Origin of the sequence: Telluribacter sp., from assembly GCF_035998675.1 — a bacterium.
GTDB lineage: Bacteria > Bacteroidota > Bacteroidia > Cytophagales > Spirosomataceae > Telluribacter.
On sequence record NZ_DASYHI010000001.1, the window covers coordinates 17,016 to 35,287 of the forward strand.

Genomic DNA, 18,272 nt, shown 5'->3' on the forward strand with positions numbered 1-18,272 from the left:
GAGAGAGGAAGAATGTAGATAAGGGAGGATTAGGATTGATACACAAAAGAATAATAAAGTAGTAGGGGATAGTTCTCCTACCGGTCCACTTCCCCCATTACCACATCTATGGACCCAATAACGGCCACCAGATCGGCCAGCAGGCCGCCCTTTGTAATCTCGCCAATCACCGATAAGTTGTGGTAGCAGCAGGAGCGGGCTTTGCAGCGGAACGGGATGTCGGAGCGGCCATCCGTCCGGAAGAAGAAGCCCAACTCGCCTTTGGTACTTTCGCCCCGAACGTAAAAGTCCATTGCTTTCGGGCGGATTTTCTTGGGTACCATCGCCTGTGGGTCAAAGTCACGGGTACGCTGGTGCTCGCCGTTGAGCTTGTCGAGGCACTGCTCAATAATCTTCAGCGACTCCCAGCATTCAGCCACCCGCACCCAGTTGCGATCCCAGCAGTCGCCGGGGGTACCTACCTTGCCTTCCCCGATGGGTACTTCAAAGTCCAGTTCCGGATAAACCGAGTAGCCATCGACCCGGCGGAGGTCGTAGCGCAGGCCGGAGCCACGAAGTACCGGTCCGGTACAGCCGTAGTTGATCGCTACCGGCAGGGGAAGGACCCCCACGCTGGCGGTACGGTGTATAAATATTTTATTGTCGATAACCAGTTGCTGAAGCTCCTGCAGCTTGGGTTTTAAGTACCTGACAAATTCCGCGCAGCGCTCTTCAAAGCCTACCGGCAGGTCATAAAACAAGCCCCCGATCCAGATGTAGTTGTAGAGCATGCGGGCGCCGCAGGTCCATTCCAGCATGCGCAGGATGTGTTCCCGGTCGCGAATGAGCCACAGGAAAGGCGTGTAGGCCCCAATGTCCATGGCGTAGGTGCCAATGGCAATGAAGTGGGAGGCAATGCGGTTCAGCTCCGCCACCAGTACCCGTATGTACTCTACCCGTTTGGGTATATCATCCTGAATGCCCAGCATCCGCTCCACCCCCATGACGTAGGCGTGTTCCGAGTTCATGGCCCCCAGGTAGTCCAGTCGGTCCACGTAAGGGATAATCTGGTTGAAGGGCAGCGATTCGGCGTGTTTTTCAAAACAGCGGTGCAGGTAACCCAGGTGGGGTACTACATCTACGACCACTTCCCCATCCGTCACTACTTCCAGGCGCAATACTCCGTGCGTAGACGGGTGCTGAGGCCCCATACTCAGTACCATCTCCTCGGTACGCAGGTTGTCGGCGTTATATTTATTAGGCTCCGAAAGGGCTAAATGTTCGGGCTTATATTGATATTGGATTGAGCTCATAATGATATTTTAACCGTAAGAACGGTAGTAGCAAAGGTACACATATATTCTTCCCCGCACAGGCTGGTTTGGGTGGTGGGCAAAGAAGAAGGGCTGCCAAAAGGGCCACTTTTTTGGTAGTTCAACGAGCAAAAGCCGCTGTTTATCGAAAAAACCGTCCTACGCCAAAAGAGGTTCGACAACTTTGACCATAATGAGTTTGCTATCAGCCTTTTGAGGATACCGAATTCATAACGTTGAGTAAAGCGGACACCCCGTAGGCCCTGCCTCCGGGGCGTTTTTTTGCTCCTGGTCCGAAAGGGGTAGCACAGAAGAAGCCGTATCCAGTGGCTGGATACGGCTTCTTCTGTAACAGGTACTAGGAATTGCTTTGGTGAATTTCTCTCCTTATTAATTCAGGGAGTTAATCCAGGTAGCAATTTTAACAATATCGTCTTTCGGTACGTTAGGCAGGGCCATCATGGGAGGATAATCCGGCCAGTTGGCAGGCTCGGGTGCATGGACCAGTTTCACGATCCGGTCATTGGGGTACTTTCTCTTGGCAACATCAGAAAAAGCAGGACCCACCAGCTTTTCATAAGGCCGGTGACAGGCCGTACAGGTATGCTTGTTGAGCAAAGCAGCTACATCGGCCGGTACTTCTTTTCTCTGATTTTGGGCCGCGGCCTGTGGCTGAGCGGGCTGAGTAGCGGCGGGAGTACCATTGGCAGCAGCGGGCCGGTTATTGGTGGCCGCAGCGGCAGTATTCGCATCCGTTGTGTTTTTGGTTACATTCGCCTCGGTCTTGCCGCCTACTTCCACGTCTGAATCAAACTGTTCGTCGCTGGCGCCGCCCACCTGCGTATCGGCGTTATCCGTTACCGATAAGGAATTAATCGTATCCGGATCTATCTTTTTCATATCGGCACTGGCAGAGGCTTCTCTTTCCTGACGGCCATTACCGTAGAATTTATCGTACTTATCCTGATCTTCCTTGGATGAGCAACCTAGCCACAAGGAACCGGCCAAAGCAAGGGCGGCGAGTGGTGTTAATTTTTTGAGTGTCATGGGTAACTTTTGTTTTTAAAATAAGTAACTGGTCAGATGGCCGACCCCAGGGGCCAAAATCCAAACTGTGTTTCAAATAAAGCAGGAATAGGAATAATTTTCCTGAAAATCCGGCTAAAAATTAATTACTAAACCTGTGCCAGCGTGAAGGGGGGGCGGTCAAGGTCGTGATGGAGAGTAGAATAAAGAAAATATTAGAAGAAATTTTAAACCCCACCCTTTGCTAATTTATTGTAAAGTACTAATTTTGCATTCCTATTCGTAAAAAGATGTAAAGCAATGGCTAAGAAAGGTAATAGAGTACAGGTAATTTTGGAATGCACCGAGCAAAAAAACACGGATGTTCCGGGAATGTCGCGTTACGTATCGACAAAAAACCGTAAAAATACGCCCACTCGTATCGAGTTAAAGAAATTTAACCCGTTCCTGCGGCGTTATACGGTACATAAAGAGATTAAATAATTGTAACATACGCTATTTGTCAACTGGCAGGTAGCCCAAACGAACAGAAAACATGGCAAAGAAAGTAGTTGCTACCCTGAAGAAAGAAGGCGGTAAGTCTTTTGCCAAGGTGATTAAGGCCGTGAAGTCTCCCAAGACCGGCGCCTACACCTTCAAAGAAGAAATGGTACCTGCTGACAGCGTACAGAGTACTCTGAAAGGCTAAGCTAATCCTTTTCAAGACAGCCCTTACGGGCCGTCTGATTTTGATATAGACAACACGAAAAGTCCCGATTGGGACTTTTTTGTTTTATTTTTAGGTTTCAAAACGAAGTTTCAAAGAAATGGGGGTACCTCAGAGCACCCTTTTTACCTAAATATAACGGCCGCTAATTATGGGTTTGTTTGGTTTTTTCTCGAAAGAAAAAAAGGAAACGCTCGACAAAGGACTCGAAAAGTCCAAGGACAGCTTCTTTGGTAAGCTGTCACGAGCGCTGGTCGGTAAAACTACCGTAGACGAAGAGGTACTGGACGAGCTGGAAGATATTCTGATTAGTTCGGATGTGGGGGTAGAGACCACCGTAAAAGTAATACGCCGCATAGAAGAGCGCGTGGCGCGCGACAAGTATACCGGTACGGATGAGCTGGACAAAATGCTGCGGGAAGAAATAGCCGCGCTGCTCACCGAAAACAAATCGGTAGACATTACGGACAGCTTCGAAACCGAGCACCTGCCCAAGCCGTACGTGATCATGGTAGTAGGTGTAAATGGCGTGGGCAAAACTACCACCATTGGTAAGCTGGCCCACCAGTTTCAGCAGCGCGGGCACAAGGTAGTACTGGGTGCCGCCGATACCTTCCGGGCCGCCGCCGTGGAGCAGCTCAAGCTATGGGGCAAGCGCGTAGATGTACCCGTGATCGACCACGGCATGAACACCGACCCCTCGGCGGTAGCCTTCGACGCCCTGAAAAAGGGGGTGGAAATTGGGGCCGACGTTATTATTATTGACACGGCCGGCCGCCTGCACACCAAGGTCAACCTCATGAACGAGCTGGGCAAGATTAAGCGGGTGATGCAGAAGGTACTGCCCGACGCGCCCCACGAGGTACTGCTGGTACTGGACGGCAGCACCGGCCAGAATGCCGTTATTCAGGCGCGGGAGTTTACCAAAGCCACCGAGGTAACGGCCCTGGCCATTACCAAGCTCGACGGTACCGCCAAGGGAGGCGTGGTGATTGGTATATCAGACGAGTTCCGGATTCCGGTGAAGTACATCGGGGTAGGGGAAAAGATGGATGATTTGCAGGTTTTTGACCGGAGCGAATTTGTAGACTCGCTGTTTAAGAAGTAAGGCTCTTTCATGACTGAGTTCGAGGAATTTATACTGGTACTTATTATGGTACTAGTTATAGTAATAGGCCCTTTACTCTTGTTTATTGCTGCTGCTCTTCGGGACAGTAACCAAACCTATGACCCACTTTATAAGCCACGAAGCTTCCATATAACCGGTAAGACCTACTTCCTGAATGGGGACTGCCTGTTTGCCTACTTCTTAATTGGGATAGCTGTATTTCTTATTTATGTGGCTATAACTGCCAAAATCACGGATTCAACACCTCACTGGCAGGTGTTCACAGCACTAAGTCTTGTGGCTTTGATGATGGGTGCACTTGCTTATTACCTGCTTTACCTCAACATCAACTACTGGAGGCACACTAAAGATACTACTCTCAGCTTCGATCCTGGCCATAAAACAGTTACAGTGCATACGCCTGAACAAAAGTACGTAATTCGGGAGGGAGATATTGAGCAGGTAGATTTAGTAAGCAATTTCCATACAAAATTGTATTATGGCTATTTCACTGTAAAGCTCAAAGGGGGTAATGAGCTAATCCTTACCGATAATATGCCCGGTACAGGCGCTTTTTTCCAATACTTCAGGAATACTCCGCACTACTACCGCCACTACCAGCGCTTCCCAATTATCAAATAGCTTCGTTTTTTCTCCAAATTTTCCCGAACTTTGCGGCCCCGTTGGGCGTTCAACCTCAACGACTTCAAGCGCAGCCATAGGTGGCGGCATCTTGATTTTATTATAATCCTTCCAACATAGATGAAAACCAAAGGTACCCGTACGAATAAAGTAAATATAGTAACCCTGGGCTGCTCCAAAAACCTGGTGGACTCGGAAGTACTTTACACGCAACTTAAAGGCAATGGCTACGAGGTAGCGCACGAATCCAAAAAGGATAATTCGGAGATTGTAGTCATCAATACCTGCGGGTTTATTGACGGTGCCAAAGAAGAATCCATCGAAACCATTCTGCGCTACGCCGACGCCAAGGAGCGGGGCATGGTAGATAAAGTATACGTGACGGGTTGCCTCTCGCACCGCTACAAAGACGAGCTGGCCGTGGAGATACCCAATGTGGATGCCTGGTTTGGTACCAACGAACTGCCGCGCCTGCTCAAGACCCTCAAAGCCGACTACAAACACGAGCTGGTAGGGGAGCGCCTGCTGACTACCCCGGCCCACTACGCTTACCTCAAGATCGCCGAAGGCTGCGACCGGCCGTGTAGCTTCTGCGCTATTCCGCTGATGCGGGGCGGACACGTGTCGCGACCCATGGATGAACTGCTTACCGAGGCACGTTCGCTGGCGAAGCGCGGTACTAAGGAGCTCATCCTGATTGCGCAGGACCTGACCTACTACGGCCTGGATATTTACAAAAAACGTAACCTGGCCGACCTGATGAACCAACTGGCCCACGTGGAAGGTATCGACTGGATTCGACTGCAGTACGCTTATCCGTCGGGCTTCCCGCTGGATGTACTGGATGTCATGCGCGAGCGCCCTACTATTTGTAAGTACCTGGACATGCCCCTTCAGACCGGCTCGACTGAAATCCTGAAAGCCATGCGACGGGGCATAACCCGCGAGAAGACCGAAGCCCTCATCGAAACCATACGTGAAAAAGTGCCCGGTATCGCACTACGTACAACGCTCATCGTCGGCCACCCGGGCGAAACCGAAGAACTCTTCGAAGAAACCTACGAGTTTGTAGAGAAAATGCGCTTTGAGCGGCTGGGGGTATTCCAGTACTCGCACGAAGAAAACACCTACTCCCACACTATGGCCGATGACGTACCCGCCGAAGTAAAGCAGGAGCGGGCCGATGCCATCATGGAGCTGCAGCAGGGTATATCGCTGGAGCTGAATCAGCAGAAAATTGGGAAGACCTGTAAAGTACTTTTCGACCGGAAAGAAGGAGGGTACTTTATTGGCCGGACGGAGTCTGATTCACCCGAAGTAGATAATGAAGTACTACTATCTGCCAGCAACTACGTACGCCTGGGCGATTTTGCCAACGTACGGATCACCGACGCGCAGGAGTTTGACCTTTACGCGGAGTTAGTAGTAGAATAATTTTGGATTTTTCCATTCCTTCCTATTTTTGCAGGCCTTTCACTCTGAAGGCTTTTTGAGTTACCCATTTATTATTTCCAATAGTAGTAATGTTACAACGCATTCAAACCCTTTTTTTAGCCATAGTAGCCATTGGCATGGGCGTGTTTCTGGCGCTTCCGGTCTGGCAGAAAACTGCTGCCGGTGGTGAGCAAACTGCTACGCTGGATGCCTTGCATCTGACGCACCAGCTCAATGCTACGCAGTCGGAGGTACAGTCGGTTATGTACCTGGCCCTGCTGGCCGTACTGGTAGCCGGGGTGGCCATCTTTGCTATTTTTAAGTACCGCAACCGGTTGCTGCAGTCGGCGTTGTGCGCGGTAAATTCCATACTCATGACCATACTGCTGGCCGGTACCATTTACCAGACCTACTACAAGGCATCCAAGTTTTTTGAGCCGGAGCGCCCGGGCGAGTACCTTACCGGATTTTACGCGCTGGTAGTAGCCATGCTGGCCAATGTACTGGCCAACCGATTTATCCGTCGCGATGAACGGGTCGTGAAGGAGTCAAACCGGATGCGGTAGAAGAGAAAAAGAGGGATTGGTACCTATACCAATCCCTCTTTTAATAGGTCGTGTAAGTGTACAAAGCCCTTCACCGTACCCTGATCCGCCACAATCAGCTGCGTGATACTTTTGGCCTGCATAATCTGAAGCGCTTTTACCGCGTATTCTTCCGAAGCAATACAAATGGGCGAGGGGGTCATGATATCGCGGGCGGTCAGGGATAGTATGTGCGAAGTGTCGTACTGGTTAAGCATACGCCGCAAGTCGCCATCCGTAACGATACCGGCCAGTTGGTTGTGGGCGTCCACCACGGCCGTTGCGCCTAATCTTTTGGACGTAATCTCCAGAATCACCTCCTTCACCGTAGCCGACTCGGCCACCAGGGGAAGCGTGTTGCCGGGATAAATATCACACACTTTCAGGTACAGTTTCTTGCCGAGTGCGCCGCCGGGGTGGTACCGCGCAAAATCCTGCCGGGTAAAGCCCCGGGCCTCCAGCAGGCAAATGGCCAGAGCATCGCCCAGCGCCAGGGCTACGGTAGTACTGGTGGTAGGAGCCAGGTCTAGTGGGTCGGCTTCGGTAGGTGCATAAGCGTGTAGTACATGGTGGGCATTACGGCCCAGGTAGGATTCGCGGTTGCTCACCATGGCAATCAGGGTAACGTTGGTACGTTTCAGTAAAGGGACCAGTACTTTTATTTCGGCCGTATCGCCACTTTTGGAAATAGCCAGTACTACATCGTCCGTCTGGATCATTCCCAAATCACCGTGGATGGCGTCGGCCGCGTGCATGAACAAGGCCGGTGTACCGGTAGAGTTAAGGGTAGCTACTATTTTTTGTCCGATCAGGGCGCTCTTTCCGATACCGGTTATCACTACCCGGCCGCCGGTCCGCAAGATGGTTTCGACACAGCATTCAAAGGATTCATCAATAAGGTCGGCCAGATGCCGTACTGCATCCGCCTCCTGCTGTATGACATCTTTTGCGATGGACTGAATATTTTTTACTAATTTCAAATTTGAATTACTGTTATAGAATTGATTAATTTTAGTACTGATTTACAAGCAAAGATAGAGAACTTTGGAATAACCCATTTGGTAACAGAGCATGATACAGCAGGTTGATAAGGTCGTTTTAGACACATTGAAGGAAAGACTTAAAGAAATCTTTGGTTACAGCCAGTTCCGGGGCGACCAAGAGATCATTATCCAGAACATATTGGCCGGAAAGAACACCTTTGTGATTATGCCTACCGGAGCGGGTAAGTCGCTGTGCTACCAGCTACCCGCTATTGTGACTGATGGAATGGCCATTGTTATTTCACCCCTGATTGCCCTAATGAAAAATCAGGTAGATCAGATGAATGCCTTTGGTATCAATGCGCAGTTTCTGAACTCAACCCTGACTAAGGCGGAGATTAACCGGGTGAAAAGAGACGCGCTGGATGGTACCCTCAAACTGCTGTACATTGCTCCCGAATCCCTCACCAAGGAGGAAAATCTTGATTTTCTGCAAAGGACCAGGATTTCATTTGTAGCCATTGATGAAGCGCACTGTATTTCGGAGTGGGGACATGACTTCCGTCCGGAGTACCGTCGTATCCATGGAATCATAGACAATATCGGCGATCTTCCAATCATTGCCCTGACGGCCACCGCTACACCCAAAGTACAGCAGGATATCCGGAAGAACCTGCAGATGGAGGAGGCCGAAACCTTCAAGTCGTCCTTTAACCGGAAGAACCTCTACTACGAAATCCGGTCCAAGAAAGACGCCAAGAAGCAACTGATTCGCTATATCCGTAACAACAAGGGCAAGTCGGGAATTATTTATTGCCTGAGCCGTAAAACGGTGGAGGAGATAGCCGAGCTGCTTAGCGTTAATGACGTGCGCGCGCTGCCTTACCACGCCGGACTGGATAGTAACACCCGCATAGCCAACCAGGATGCCTTCCTGAACGAGGAGGCTGATGTGATTGTGGCTACCATTGCTTTCGGCATGGGAATAGACAAGCCGGATGTACGGTTTGTGATCCATTACGATGTACCCAAGTCGCTGGAAGGCTACTACCAGGAAACCGGCCGCGCCGGCCGCGATGGTCTGGAAGGCAACTGCGTGATGTTCTACAGCTACGACGATATTCTGAAGCTGGAAAAATTCAATAAGGATAAGTCAGTAACGGAGCGGGACAATGCCCGGCACCTGCTCAACGAAATGGTCGCCTACGCGAACCTGGGTGTATGCCGCCGTCGGCAGCTTCTGAGCTACTTTGGTGAGTACCTGGATAAAGACTGTGGTTTTTGTGATAACTGCGTAAAGCATACCGAGCGGGTAAAGGTGCAGGAGGAGGCGATACTGGTACTGCGGGCGGTGCAGCAAACCGGCCAGCGCTTTGACGGGGACCACATAGCCGACCTGGTTACGGCCACCGATAACCAGTACGTACGCAGCTACGAACACGACAAGCTCGACGTATACGGCAAGGGTACCGAACTCAACGAATCACGCGACTTCTGGATATCGCTGCTTCGTCAGCTGGTAATTTATGGGTACCTGGAAAAAGACGTTGAAAATTACGGCGTCCTGAAACTCTCTGAAAAGGGCGGTAACTTCATCATTGACCCCTACGCGGTTACCATCAGCAAAGACCATAACTACGAAGAAGAAAGCGAAAAAGTAGAAGATGAGGATAAGGATGGAGGAGCGGTAGGCAGCGGGAGCGCTCACGCCTACGACGAAGCCCTGCTGGGTATGCTGAAAGCCCTTCGCAAGAAAGTGGCCAAGGAAAAGAACCTGCCCCCTTACGTTATTTTCCAGGATCCATCGCTGGAAGAAATGGCTACTACCTACCCGACCACCCAGCAGGAAATGGCGCAGATCAATGGCGTTGGTATGGGTAAGGTACAGAAGTTTGGCCGCCAGTTTATTGACCTCATCAGCCGCTATGTCGAAGAAAACGACATAGAAACGGCCAAGGATGTGGTTATTAAGTCTACTGTCAATAAGTCGAAGGTAAAGATCTTTATTATTCAACAGGTAGACCGGAAGGTGGATCTGGAGGAAATTGCCGAGTCTAAAGACCTGAACATGGAGGATTTGATCGAAGAAATCGAGCATATCTGCTACTCAGGTACCAAGCTGAACCTTGACTACTACGTCAATCAGATCATGGATAGGGAGCGGCAGCAGGATATTTACGATTATTTTATGAATGCCGAAACAGACAATATTGCAACCGCTTTGAAGGAGTTTGCCGGGGAGGACGTCAGTGAAGAAGAATTACGACTCATGCGTATCAAGTTCCTGTCTGAACTAGCCAACTAATTCACACCTTTAGACCGGGCAGGGCTGGTAGCTCTCCGGGTTTTTATTCTATTACATAGCATGAACATACTTATTCTGGGTGCTGGCGGTCGCGAACACGCATTTGCGTGGAAAATCTCTCAAAGCCCTTTTTGTGATGAATTATTTGTAGCGCCCGGTAACGCCGGTACCGCCGAACTGGCCACCAACCTGCCAGTTTCGTATAATGATTTTGAAGCAGTAGCCGATGCTGTTCTTAAAAATCGAATCGACCTGGTTATTATAGGTCCCGAAGAGCCGCTCGTGGGTGGTATTGTGGATTTCTTTCGGGACCGTGCTGACCTGAAGCACGTGCGCCTGATCGGGCCGGACAAGGCAGGTGCTCAGCTGGAAGGCAGTAAGGATTTTTCTAAAAACTTCATGCAAAAGTACGGGATTCCTACGGCGGCCTCCCGGACCTTTACGGCAGAAACGCTGGAAGAAGGCCTGACTTACTTGGGAAGCCACGCTTTACCCATAGTATTGAAAGCCGATGGACTGGCGGCTGGCAAGGGAGTTATCATTGCCGAAAACCTGGCCGATGCTCAGGAGGCCATGCGCGAAATGCTGGTGGGGGGCAAGTTTGGAGAAGCAGGCAGTAAGGTAGTGGTAGAGCAGTTCTTGCGGGGGGTAGAATTATCGGTTTTTGTGCTTAGTGATGGAGAACACTATAAGATTTTGCCCGAAGCCAAAGATTACAAGCGCATCGGTGAGAACGACGCCGGACCTAATACCGGAGGTATGGGAGCCGTTTCACCGGTTATCTTTGCGGATGGTAATTTCCTCCGAAAAGTAGAGGAAAAAGTGGTGAAGCCTACCCTGGCCGGACTAAAAAGCGAGGGTATCAAGTACGTAGGCTTTATCTTTATAGGCCTCATGAACGTCAAGGCCGAACCTTACGTTATTGAGTACAACGTCCGGATGGGCGATCCGGAAACTGAGGTAGTCCTGCCGCGTATCCAGTCGGACCTGGTTACATTGCTGGCGGCCACGGCCAAAGGTACCCTTCAGGACGTTGAAATGAATATATCACCGCAGGTAGCGGTAACTACAGTAGTGGTTTCGGGAGGTTATCCGGATGTCTACGAGAAAGGCAAGGTAATCACCGAAACGCACAGGCTGGACGATGTGGTCGTGTTTCACGCAGGAACCACGTTTAATACAAACACCGAGGTCGTGACCAACGGGGGCAGAGTAATGGCCCTGACCGGGGTGGCGAATTCTCTCGAAAATGCCGTTCATAAGTCGCAGCGTGCTGCGCATACGGTACAGTTTGAGGGCAAGTACTACCGACACGACATCGGACTTGATTTAATACGTTTTAAAGATTGAGGATGTAGAATTATGGGATGTATATCATGTACATCCGGCGGGTGTGGCACCAGTGGTGCAGCAGTTGCCGGGTGTGGAAGCAACGGAACCTGCGGAACAGGCGGGTGCAATAAGCTGAACGTATTCGACTGGCTGAGCAACATGGAAGTACCCGTGGCTCAGCGGTTTGATGTTTTGGAAGTGAAATTTAAGGGCGGGCGGAAAGAATACTTCCGTAACGTCAATCAGCTGGATTTAACTACCGGCGATTACGTAGTTTGCGAAATGCCCTCGGGGCATCATATAGGCATGATCTCGTTGCAGGGAGAACTGGTTCGTCTTCAGATGAAGCGTAAGAACATTCTCCTTAATGATGATCTGAAGGTAGTGTATCGGGTGGCCAACGAAAAAGATCTTGAAAAGCATACGCAGGCCATTGCCCGGGACCTGCCTACCATGTATCGGACGCGCGAAATTATCCGCGATCTAAAGCTGAATATGAAGCTGTCGGACGTAGAGTACCAGTCTGACAACACCAAAGCCACCTTTTATTATTCATCCGAAGAGCGGGTTGACTTCCGGGAGCTGATAAAGCTGCTGGCGGGCGAGTTCAAGATCAGGGTGGAGATGCGTCAGATTAGTCTGCGCCAGGAGGCCAGCCGCCTGGGTGGCGTAGGCTCCTGCGGGCGCGAACTGTGCTGTTCTACCTGGCTGACCGACTTCAAGAGCATATCTACCTCGGCGGCCCGCTATCAGAACCTCTCGCTGAATCCGGCTAAACTGTCGGGCCAGTGCGGAAGGCTGAAGTGTTGCCTCAACTACGAGCTGGAAACCTATATGGATGCGCTCCGGGATATCCCCAGCGTGGAGGTACCTCTTAAAACGAAGAAAGGAAACGCGACGCTCCAGAAAACAGATATCTTCAAAAAGATCATGTGGTTTGGGTTTGATAAGGAAACCAACTGGTACTCATTACCCATTGAAAAGGTAACCGAGATTCTGGACATGAATAAGAAGGGTATCCTGCCCGAATCACTGGAAGTACTGACCCCCGAGCCAGAGAAGAAAGTAGAAAAAGGCCCGATAAACAGTGATTTGGAAAGTCTGGACCGCAAGTACAGCGAAGAGCAGAAAAAGAAAAAGAAGAAGAAAAAGAATAACCGGAACCGTGCGAAGAGCAAAGCGCCCCAGCAGAATAACGAATAGTAACAGAAAGGCACCCGACGGGTGCCTTTCTGTTTTAGAAATCATAGCTAATCTGGGAAATCAACTGAAAATGGTAGTATAAAAATTGTGGCAACTCCGGAGGAGGTACCCTAAAATTGTGGATATTTGAAGCTACTTTTCAGAATGACACCCCATGAACAAATACATCAAAGAGCTGATAGATATTGCTAACAAGCAAACGCGGACGATTATAGGATTGATGTCAGGTACTTCGCTGGATGGATTGGACGTAGCGCTTTGCCAAATTACCGGGAGCGGCACCGACACCCGGCTGGAACTGCGGGAGTTTAAAACGGTACCCTACACAGATAGCTTTCGGAACGAGATTCGCAAGATTTTCGCTAAGACCGAAATTTCCTTTCAGCAGCTTTGCCTGCTCAACCCCCACATTGGGCGCACGCACGCCCGTATGATTCTGGAGTGCCTGGAAAGCTGGAACATAGCCCCTACCGCGGTAGACCTGATTGCCAGCCACGGACAAACCGTTTTTCATGCTCCCCAGAAACAGCACGGACTGCCTAATTTTCCCAATTCAACCTTACAAATTGGCGATGGCGATCATATTGCCGTGCTCACGGGCATCATCACCCTCAGTGATTTCCGGCAGAAGCACATAGCGGCTGGTGGCGAAGGGGCTCCTTTGGCTGTCTACGGCGACTATCTGCTTTTTTCTAAGGAGAATGAAAACCGGATTTTGCTGAACATGGGCGGCATTGCCAACTTTACCTACCTGCCCGGTACACTTGATGCCTCCCAGGTTTTTACCACCGATACCGGCCCCGGCAATACCCTCATTGATGCTTTTTCAAGACGCTTTTTTGAACGGCCCTACGATGAAGGTGGAGCCATAGCAGCAAGTGGACAGGTAAATCAGGATTTGCTGCGCTTTCTGAAAAAGAATGCTTTCTTTGACGCGCCTTTTCCCAAAACCACCGGGCCGGAAGTATTTAACCTGGACTTTGTCCGGAATGCCCAGCAGCGGAGCGGCACCACCTCCATGACTCCCGAAGACCTCATGGCCACTCTGACCCGGTTCAGCGCGGATACTATTGTAGAGGCCATCAAAAAAGTGGTACGGCCGCAGGAATCTTACTTTATGTATGCAAGTGGCGGGGGCGCGCATAACCCGGTACTGATGCGACATATCCGGGAACAACTCCCTGACTTGCCCCTCCACCTCACTGACGAGCTACGCATTGCCGGCGATGCCAAAGAAGCTGTTCTTTTTGCGGTACTGGCCAATGAAACCGTAGCGGGAGGTACTACCCACTTTGGTACCCGCGAAGGAGTACCCAGTGTAACTATGGGTAAAATCTCCTTTCCGGGCTAACTTTGCAGCATTTGACACCGTACCCCTCACTCACTCAATCCCTACTACATGTACGATATTATTATTATTGGCGGAGGAATCGTGGGCGTGGCCACGGCATTGCGCCTGAAAGAGCAGCGTCCTTCCCTAAAACTACTGGTACTGGAAAAAGAGCAGGAAGTAGCCAGGCATCAGACCGGCCATAACAGCGGCGTAATTCACTCGGGGCTGTACTACAAGCCCGGAAGTCTGAAGGCTGTCAACTGCATCAGGGGGTATAAGATGCTGCTGGATTTTTGTGACCATGAAGGCGTACCTTACGATTTGTGCGGTAAGATTGTAGTAGCTACTCAACCCGAACAGGTGCCTATTCTTCACGGCCTGTACGAGCGGGGTATTCAGAACGGCCTGACCCAGAACCGGAAGATCTCGCTGGAAGAAATGCGGGAAATTGAACCACACGTAGCGGGTTTGGAAGGAATATGGGTACCCTATACCGGAATTATCGATTACAAAGCGGTTACGGAAAAATACGCCGAGCGGGTACAGAAGCAGGAGGGCGAAATCCTTTTCGGGGAAAAAGTAACCGACATCCGCCACCAGAACGGACGGACTGAAATAATAACGGAGAAAGGCAACAGCTACTCCACCAAGCTGGTAGTTAACTGTGCCGGTCTGTACTCAGACAAGGTAGCGCAACTTACCCAGTCCGAAGCCATGAAGGTACAGATAGTACCTTTCCGGGGAGAGTACTATAAGATAAAGCCCGAAAAGCACCATCTGGTCCGCAACCTGATATACCCCGTACCCGACCCTAACTTCCCTTTTCTGGGCGTACACTTTACTCGTATGATCGGGGGAGGAATTGAAGCCGGTCCTAATGCCGTGCTGGCTTTCCGACGGGAGGGATACAGTAAGCTGGATATTCAGTTCTCCGAGCTATTTGAAACCTTAGCCTGGCCCGGCTTCCGCAAAGTAGCCGCTAAGTACTGGCGCACGGGCCTGGGTGAATACTACCGCTCCTTCTCCAAAGCCGCCTTCACCAAGGCCCTACAGGAGTTGATACCCGATATTCAGGAAGAGGATCTGGTACCCGGCGGTGCGGGCGTACGCGCCCAGGCCTGTGACTACGAAGGCGGTCTGCTAGATGATTTTGCTATTCTGGAAACCACGTACGCCATTAATGTATGCAACGCCCCATCTCCGGCAGCTACCTCTTCCCTTTCAATCGGGCAAACCGTTTCGGAACGGGTACTGGCGCGGTTGTAGTTAAAAAAATTAAGGTTTAGGAGGGTTGCAATATTTTATTCCTATTCCAAGATTACTTAGGACTTAAAAGCAGTTTTGGATTGAAATTTTTCGGATTCTGCTATGCGCAAAACCACTTACGAAGTTATCAAAAATAATATCCTTAAATATTTCTTAAGGTAGTACTTTAGATTTAAGTTTGTAACTGATATTGTACATAATATACTTAAATCACCCTCCCTCTATGAAAATGTATTTTACTTTCGCGCAAAAGCCACCAGGCTTACTCCTCCTGCCTTTTTACTCACGGGCCATTTATGCATTATTTTAATTAGTCGTTTTCCTTCGACGCGATTGATAATCCTGTCAGGGATCACTATGTCTTTTCTTTCCATCTAGAAATGCTTTCTCCTCATGAAAAAAGCTATACAGAATTGCTGCGTCCATTTTTTATGTAACCGCTTGTGTATTAAAGGTTTCAGGTACTCATTTTCTGCGGGATCTACCTCTGTAAATAAATTGATTGGACAGGTACTTTCCCTGATTTTCCTCTTAACATTTTTTGGCTACTCTTCTTTTGCCAAACCAATTGCAAAAATTATCACGGCCGACGATAACAGGCGCTATTTAGCTCTGATGATTGTTAATGATAATGAAGACCGCGATTTCAGACCAGTTATTGAAACTGCTTATAACCTGGGTTTCAATGCCGTATACCTTACCGTCCGCTGGGATGCTATCAAATGTCGTAACGCTGAGTGTGCTACAAATCCGAACTGGCAGCCCTCCAGCCATTGGCTCCAAATAGACCAGGAAGTAGAAAAAGCCAAATCCCTGGGAATGAAAATAGCTTTCCGATTCCATTTAGGCTCGGCTGACCTTACACCTTACGGGGTCGTGGCAAACCGCTCTGAATACCTGTGGGGAGGCTCTTCACACGCAAAAAACAGGGATGGAACCATTCATTTGGGGGGATGGCAATTCAGACAATTCAGTTTTGCTAAACAGTCTACTATTGACAGGGCTAAAGGATTTATTTCGGAAGCAATGTCCAGGTATAAAGGTCTGGTTGATGAGAACAACTTAATATTCACCTCAGTAACTACGGCCAGTTCACAGGAGTTAGAGTATGATCACGAAAATTTGCTGGATTACTCCGATGAAATGGTCAACCAGTACCGGGCCTGGCACAAGAGTAAGTACTGCGCTGACCCAATGGTAGCTCCTGCTGATCTGACTTCCGAACAAGGTAAGAGATGGTATGCCTTCCGGCATAAGAAGCTGAAGGAATTCATTGATCAGATGTATGGTCACATCAGATCCATTGATTCAAGAATAAAGATCATAAACGAATTCGGCTCTGCGTTCGACGGTTTAGCGCGTAAGAGAGGTACCCTGGCGTTTAAGAGTTTAAGTGAAAAAGCGGATGGAACTAAGGTCAACGATGTATTTGACTACGACCATCGCTTCTCCATGGACTTACTTCGTACCAATTTGCCCGGCAAATGGATTATGAACGAAACGCTGCCAATTGATGGAAAACTGCATCTTATACCTGAGTTTATAAATAGCAGTTATGCGCATGGGGCTAAAATTTTCTGTGTGGTTACCGGAGATCCCAATATGCTTAATTCCTTGGGCTCAACTTTTATTCAGGTGCGGGATCAATGGATAAGGGGTACCAATGGAATTATGTCTACGATTAATACGGCCGGCGGCATGAGTTATACCTTCTCCGAAGCACTAACCGCTAATTTTTACGAGGGTAATAAATTTATTACCGCCGCCGGCAGGAATGTTTATCAGGAATGGTTAAACCAATACAATAACAACCCGGCCGGTGCCAAAGCGGTTAATATTTATTTACATGAAGATGACCTTTTCGATAATAGCACATGTGTTGAATGCACAACCCCACCGGCACCGGTACTAACGGCAAGTGCTGCCAGCATTACCTCCGGCCAGAGCAGTACCCTTACCGCCAGCGGCTGTTCGGGTACTGTGACCTGGTCGACCGGCCAGAGCGGCAATAGCATCAGCGTGAGCCCGGGCCAGAGCAGTACCTACACCGCTACCTGTACCGTCAGCAACTGTACCAGCCCCAACGGCAGCGTTACCGTCAGCGTGAGCAGTGCTGCCAGTAGTTGTCCACCAGCCGAGGGCTTTGCCACCCATAAGCGCTGGACGGGTATAGGCGGTACCCGCATCAGTGATCTGGCCGCACAGACCAACAACTACACCAAAACCCCCAACAGCACCGGCCAGCTTACCGAACTGCGTACCCAGAGCAACTGGGGCGACAACTACGGTCAGCTCATCCAGGGCTACATCACCGCCCCCCAAACGGGCAGCTACGTGTTTTGGATTTCCAGCGACGACAACAGTGAGCTGTGGCTGAGCAGTAGCGAAAGCCCCGGCAGCATGCAGCGGGTGGCCTGGGTCAATGACTGGACCAATGCGTTGGAGTGGGGTAAGGAAGGCAATCAGAAATCAGTCGCTGTTACCCTGACGGCCTGCCAGAAGTACTTCTTTGAAATCCGTCACAAAGACGGCGACTACTGGGACAACCTGGCCGTGGGCTGGTCCAGACCAGGCCAATCCACGACTTCCCCGGCCGAGATTGTACCGGGTGCTGTACTCTCTCCCTACACCAGCCCCAGTCCCATCGACTGCGTGGCGCCACCGGCACCGGTATTGACAGCGAGTGCTGCCAGCATTACCTCCGGCCAGAGCAGTACCCTTACCGCCAGCGGCTGTTCGGGTACTGTGACCTGGTCGACCGGCCAGAGCGGCAGCAGCATCAGCGTGAGCCCCGGCCAGAGCAGTACCTACACCGCTACCTGTACCGTCAGCAACTGTACCAGCCCCAATGGCAGCGTTACCGTCAGCGTGAGCGGTACTACCGCCATCAGCCAGCCTACTGTTAACTGCAGTACCTTGGAAGGCTTCCTGGATTATGCCGACTGCAATAACCTGGGAGGCTGGGCCTACGACCGGAGCAATCCCAACGCAGCCGTACTGGTAGACATCTACGAAGGCTCCACCCTGATAAAAGGAGGTTTTGCGGCCGGTATCTTCC

15 protein-coding genes are annotated in these 18,272 nt (G+C 50.3%); 12 read left to right on the plus strand and 3 right to left on the minus strand.

The features are described from left to right. Window positions 1-77: 77 nt before the first annotated feature. The gene (locus tag VGN67_RS00060) at window positions 78-1,292 is read right to left on the minus strand and encodes an NADH-quinone oxidoreductase subunit D (protein WP_327484712.1); all 1,215 of its coding nucleotides are present in this window, start codon (window positions 1,290-1,292) and stop codon (window positions 78-80) included. A gap of 390 nt (window positions 1,293-1,682) precedes the next feature. Beyond that, window positions 1,683-2,339, minus strand: coding sequence for a c-type cytochrome (locus VGN67_RS00065; RefSeq protein WP_327484713.1), 657 nt, complete (start codon window positions 2,337-2,339; stop codon window positions 1,683-1,685). 279 nt (window positions 2,340-2,618) lie between these two features. On the opposite strand from VGN67_RS00065, the gene rpmG reads away from it, so the two are divergent. The 6 genes from rpmG to VGN67_RS00095 all read left to right on the plus strand — a co-directional run bounded on the left by rpmG (window position 2,619) and on the right by VGN67_RS00095 (window position 6,774). Then, complete coding sequence (gene rpmG / locus VGN67_RS00070) at window positions 2,619-2,801, plus strand: 50S ribosomal protein L33 (RefSeq protein ID WP_327484714.1); 183 nt, start codon at window positions 2,619-2,621, stop codon at window positions 2,799-2,801. A 52-nt stretch (window positions 2,802-2,853) separates the two neighbouring features. Next, entirely contained in the window at window positions 2,854-3,006 is a 153-nt protein-coding gene (locus VGN67_RS00075; RefSeq protein ID WP_207507380.1) for a DUF4295 domain-containing protein, read from the plus strand. 169 nt (window positions 3,007-3,175) lie between these two features. Further along, entirely contained in the window at window positions 3,176-4,132 is a 957-nt protein-coding gene (gene ftsY, locus VGN67_RS00080; RefSeq protein WP_327484715.1) for a signal recognition particle-docking protein FtsY, read from the plus strand. 78 nt (window positions 4,133-4,210) lie between these two features. Beyond that, the gene (locus VGN67_RS00085) at window positions 4,211-4,774 is read left to right on the plus strand and encodes a hypothetical protein (protein WP_327484716.1); all 564 of its coding nucleotides are present in this window, start codon (window positions 4,211-4,213) and stop codon (window positions 4,772-4,774) included. 120 nt (window positions 4,775-4,894) lie between these two features. Next, on the plus strand, window positions 4,895-6,208 hold the full coding sequence (gene rimO / locus VGN67_RS00090) for a 30S ribosomal protein S12 methylthiotransferase RimO (protein WP_327484717.1): 1,314 nt from the start codon (window positions 4,895-4,897) through the stop codon (window positions 6,206-6,208). A gap of 89 nt (window positions 6,209-6,297) precedes the next feature. Next, window positions 6,298-6,774 carry a DUF4293 domain-containing protein gene (locus VGN67_RS00095; protein ID WP_327484718.1) on the plus strand — a complete coding sequence of 159 codons (477 nt, stop codon included), beginning with the start codon at window positions 6,298-6,300 and terminating at the stop codon, window positions 6,772-6,774. A 23-nt stretch (window positions 6,775-6,797) separates the two neighbouring features. Here VGN67_RS00095 and VGN67_RS00100 read toward each other — a convergent pair whose 3' ends face one another. Beyond that, complete coding sequence (locus VGN67_RS00100; RefSeq protein WP_327484719.1) at window positions 6,798-7,772, minus strand: KpsF/GutQ family sugar-phosphate isomerase; 975 nt, start codon at window positions 7,770-7,772, stop codon at window positions 6,798-6,800. Window positions 7,773-7,863: 91 nt separating this feature from the next. Between VGN67_RS00100 and recQ the strand changes: the two genes are divergently transcribed. The 6 genes from recQ to VGN67_RS00130 all read left to right on the plus strand — a co-directional run. Further along, window positions 7,864-10,080, plus strand: a complete 2,217-nt coding sequence (gene recQ, locus VGN67_RS00105; RefSeq protein ID WP_327484720.1) for a DNA helicase RecQ — start codon at window positions 7,864-7,866, stop codon at window positions 10,078-10,080. A gap of 60 nt (window positions 10,081-10,140) precedes the next feature. Then, a complete protein-coding gene (gene purD / locus VGN67_RS00110; protein ID WP_327484721.1) occupies window positions 10,141-11,430 on the plus strand; it encodes a phosphoribosylamine--glycine ligase in 1,290 nt (429 codons plus the stop codon). A gap of 141 nt (window positions 11,431-11,571) precedes the next feature. Beyond that, window positions 11,572-12,615, plus strand: a complete 1,044-nt coding sequence (locus tag VGN67_RS00115; protein ID WP_414717271.1) for a PSP1 domain-containing protein — start codon at window positions 11,572-11,574, stop codon at window positions 12,613-12,615. A gap of 154 nt (window positions 12,616-12,769) precedes the next feature. Continuing rightward, window positions 12,770-13,966 (plus strand): anhydro-N-acetylmuramic acid kinase, encoded by a 1,197-nt coding sequence (locus VGN67_RS00120; RefSeq protein WP_327484723.1) that lies wholly within the window; start codon window positions 12,770-12,772, stop codon window positions 13,964-13,966. A gap of 48 nt (window positions 13,967-14,014) precedes the next feature. Continuing rightward, window positions 14,015-15,214 (plus strand): L-2-hydroxyglutarate oxidase, encoded by a 1,200-nt coding sequence (gene lhgO / locus VGN67_RS00125; protein ID WP_327484724.1) that lies wholly within the window; start codon window positions 14,015-14,017, stop codon window positions 15,212-15,214. 615 nt (window positions 15,215-15,829) lie between these two features. Next, window positions 15,830-18,272: PA14 domain-containing protein (locus VGN67_RS00130; RefSeq protein ID WP_327484725.1), on the plus strand; the 2,443-nt coding region annotated here is incomplete at its 3' end.

What these genes read in the sequence shown, in the direction of transcription:
- VGN67_RS00060 (WP_327484712.1), bottom strand. Translation starts at nt 1,292, where the DNA reads ATGAGCTCAATCCAATATCAATATAAGCCCGAACATTTAGCCCTTTCG.
- VGN67_RS00065 (WP_327484713.1), bottom strand. Translation starts at nt 2,339, where the DNA reads ATGACACTCAAAAAATTAACACCACTCGCCGCCCTTGCTTTGGCCGGT.
- rpmG (WP_327484714.1), top strand. Translation starts at nt 2,619, where the DNA reads ATGGCTAAGAAAGGTAATAGAGTACAGGTAATTTTGGAATGCACCGAG.
- VGN67_RS00075 (WP_207507380.1), top strand. Translation starts at nt 2,854, where the DNA reads ATGGCAAAGAAAGTAGTTGCTACCCTGAAGAAAGAAGGCGGTAAGTCT.
- ftsY (WP_327484715.1), top strand. Translation starts at nt 3,176, where the DNA reads ATGGGTTTGTTTGGTTTTTTCTCGAAAGAAAAAAAGGAAACGCTCGAC.
- rimO (WP_327484717.1), top strand. Translation starts at nt 4,895, where the DNA reads ATGAAAACCAAAGGTACCCGTACGAATAAAGTAAATATAGTAACCCTG.
- VGN67_RS00095 (WP_327484718.1), top strand. Translation starts at nt 6,298, where the DNA reads ATGTTACAACGCATTCAAACCCTTTTTTTAGCCATAGTAGCCATTGGC.
- recQ (WP_327484720.1), top strand. Translation starts at nt 7,864, where the DNA reads ATGATACAGCAGGTTGATAAGGTCGTTTTAGACACATTGAAGGAAAGA.
- purD (WP_327484721.1), top strand. Translation starts at nt 10,141, where the DNA reads ATGAACATACTTATTCTGGGTGCTGGCGGTCGCGAACACGCATTTGCG.
- VGN67_RS00115 (WP_414717271.1), top strand. Translation starts at nt 11,572, where the DNA reads ATGGAAGTACCCGTGGCTCAGCGGTTTGATGTTTTGGAAGTGAAATTT.
- VGN67_RS00120 (WP_327484723.1), top strand. Translation starts at nt 12,770, where the DNA reads ATGAACAAATACATCAAAGAGCTGATAGATATTGCTAACAAGCAAACG.
- lhgO (WP_327484724.1), top strand. Translation starts at nt 14,015, where the DNA reads ATGTACGATATTATTATTATTGGCGGAGGAATCGTGGGCGTGGCCACG.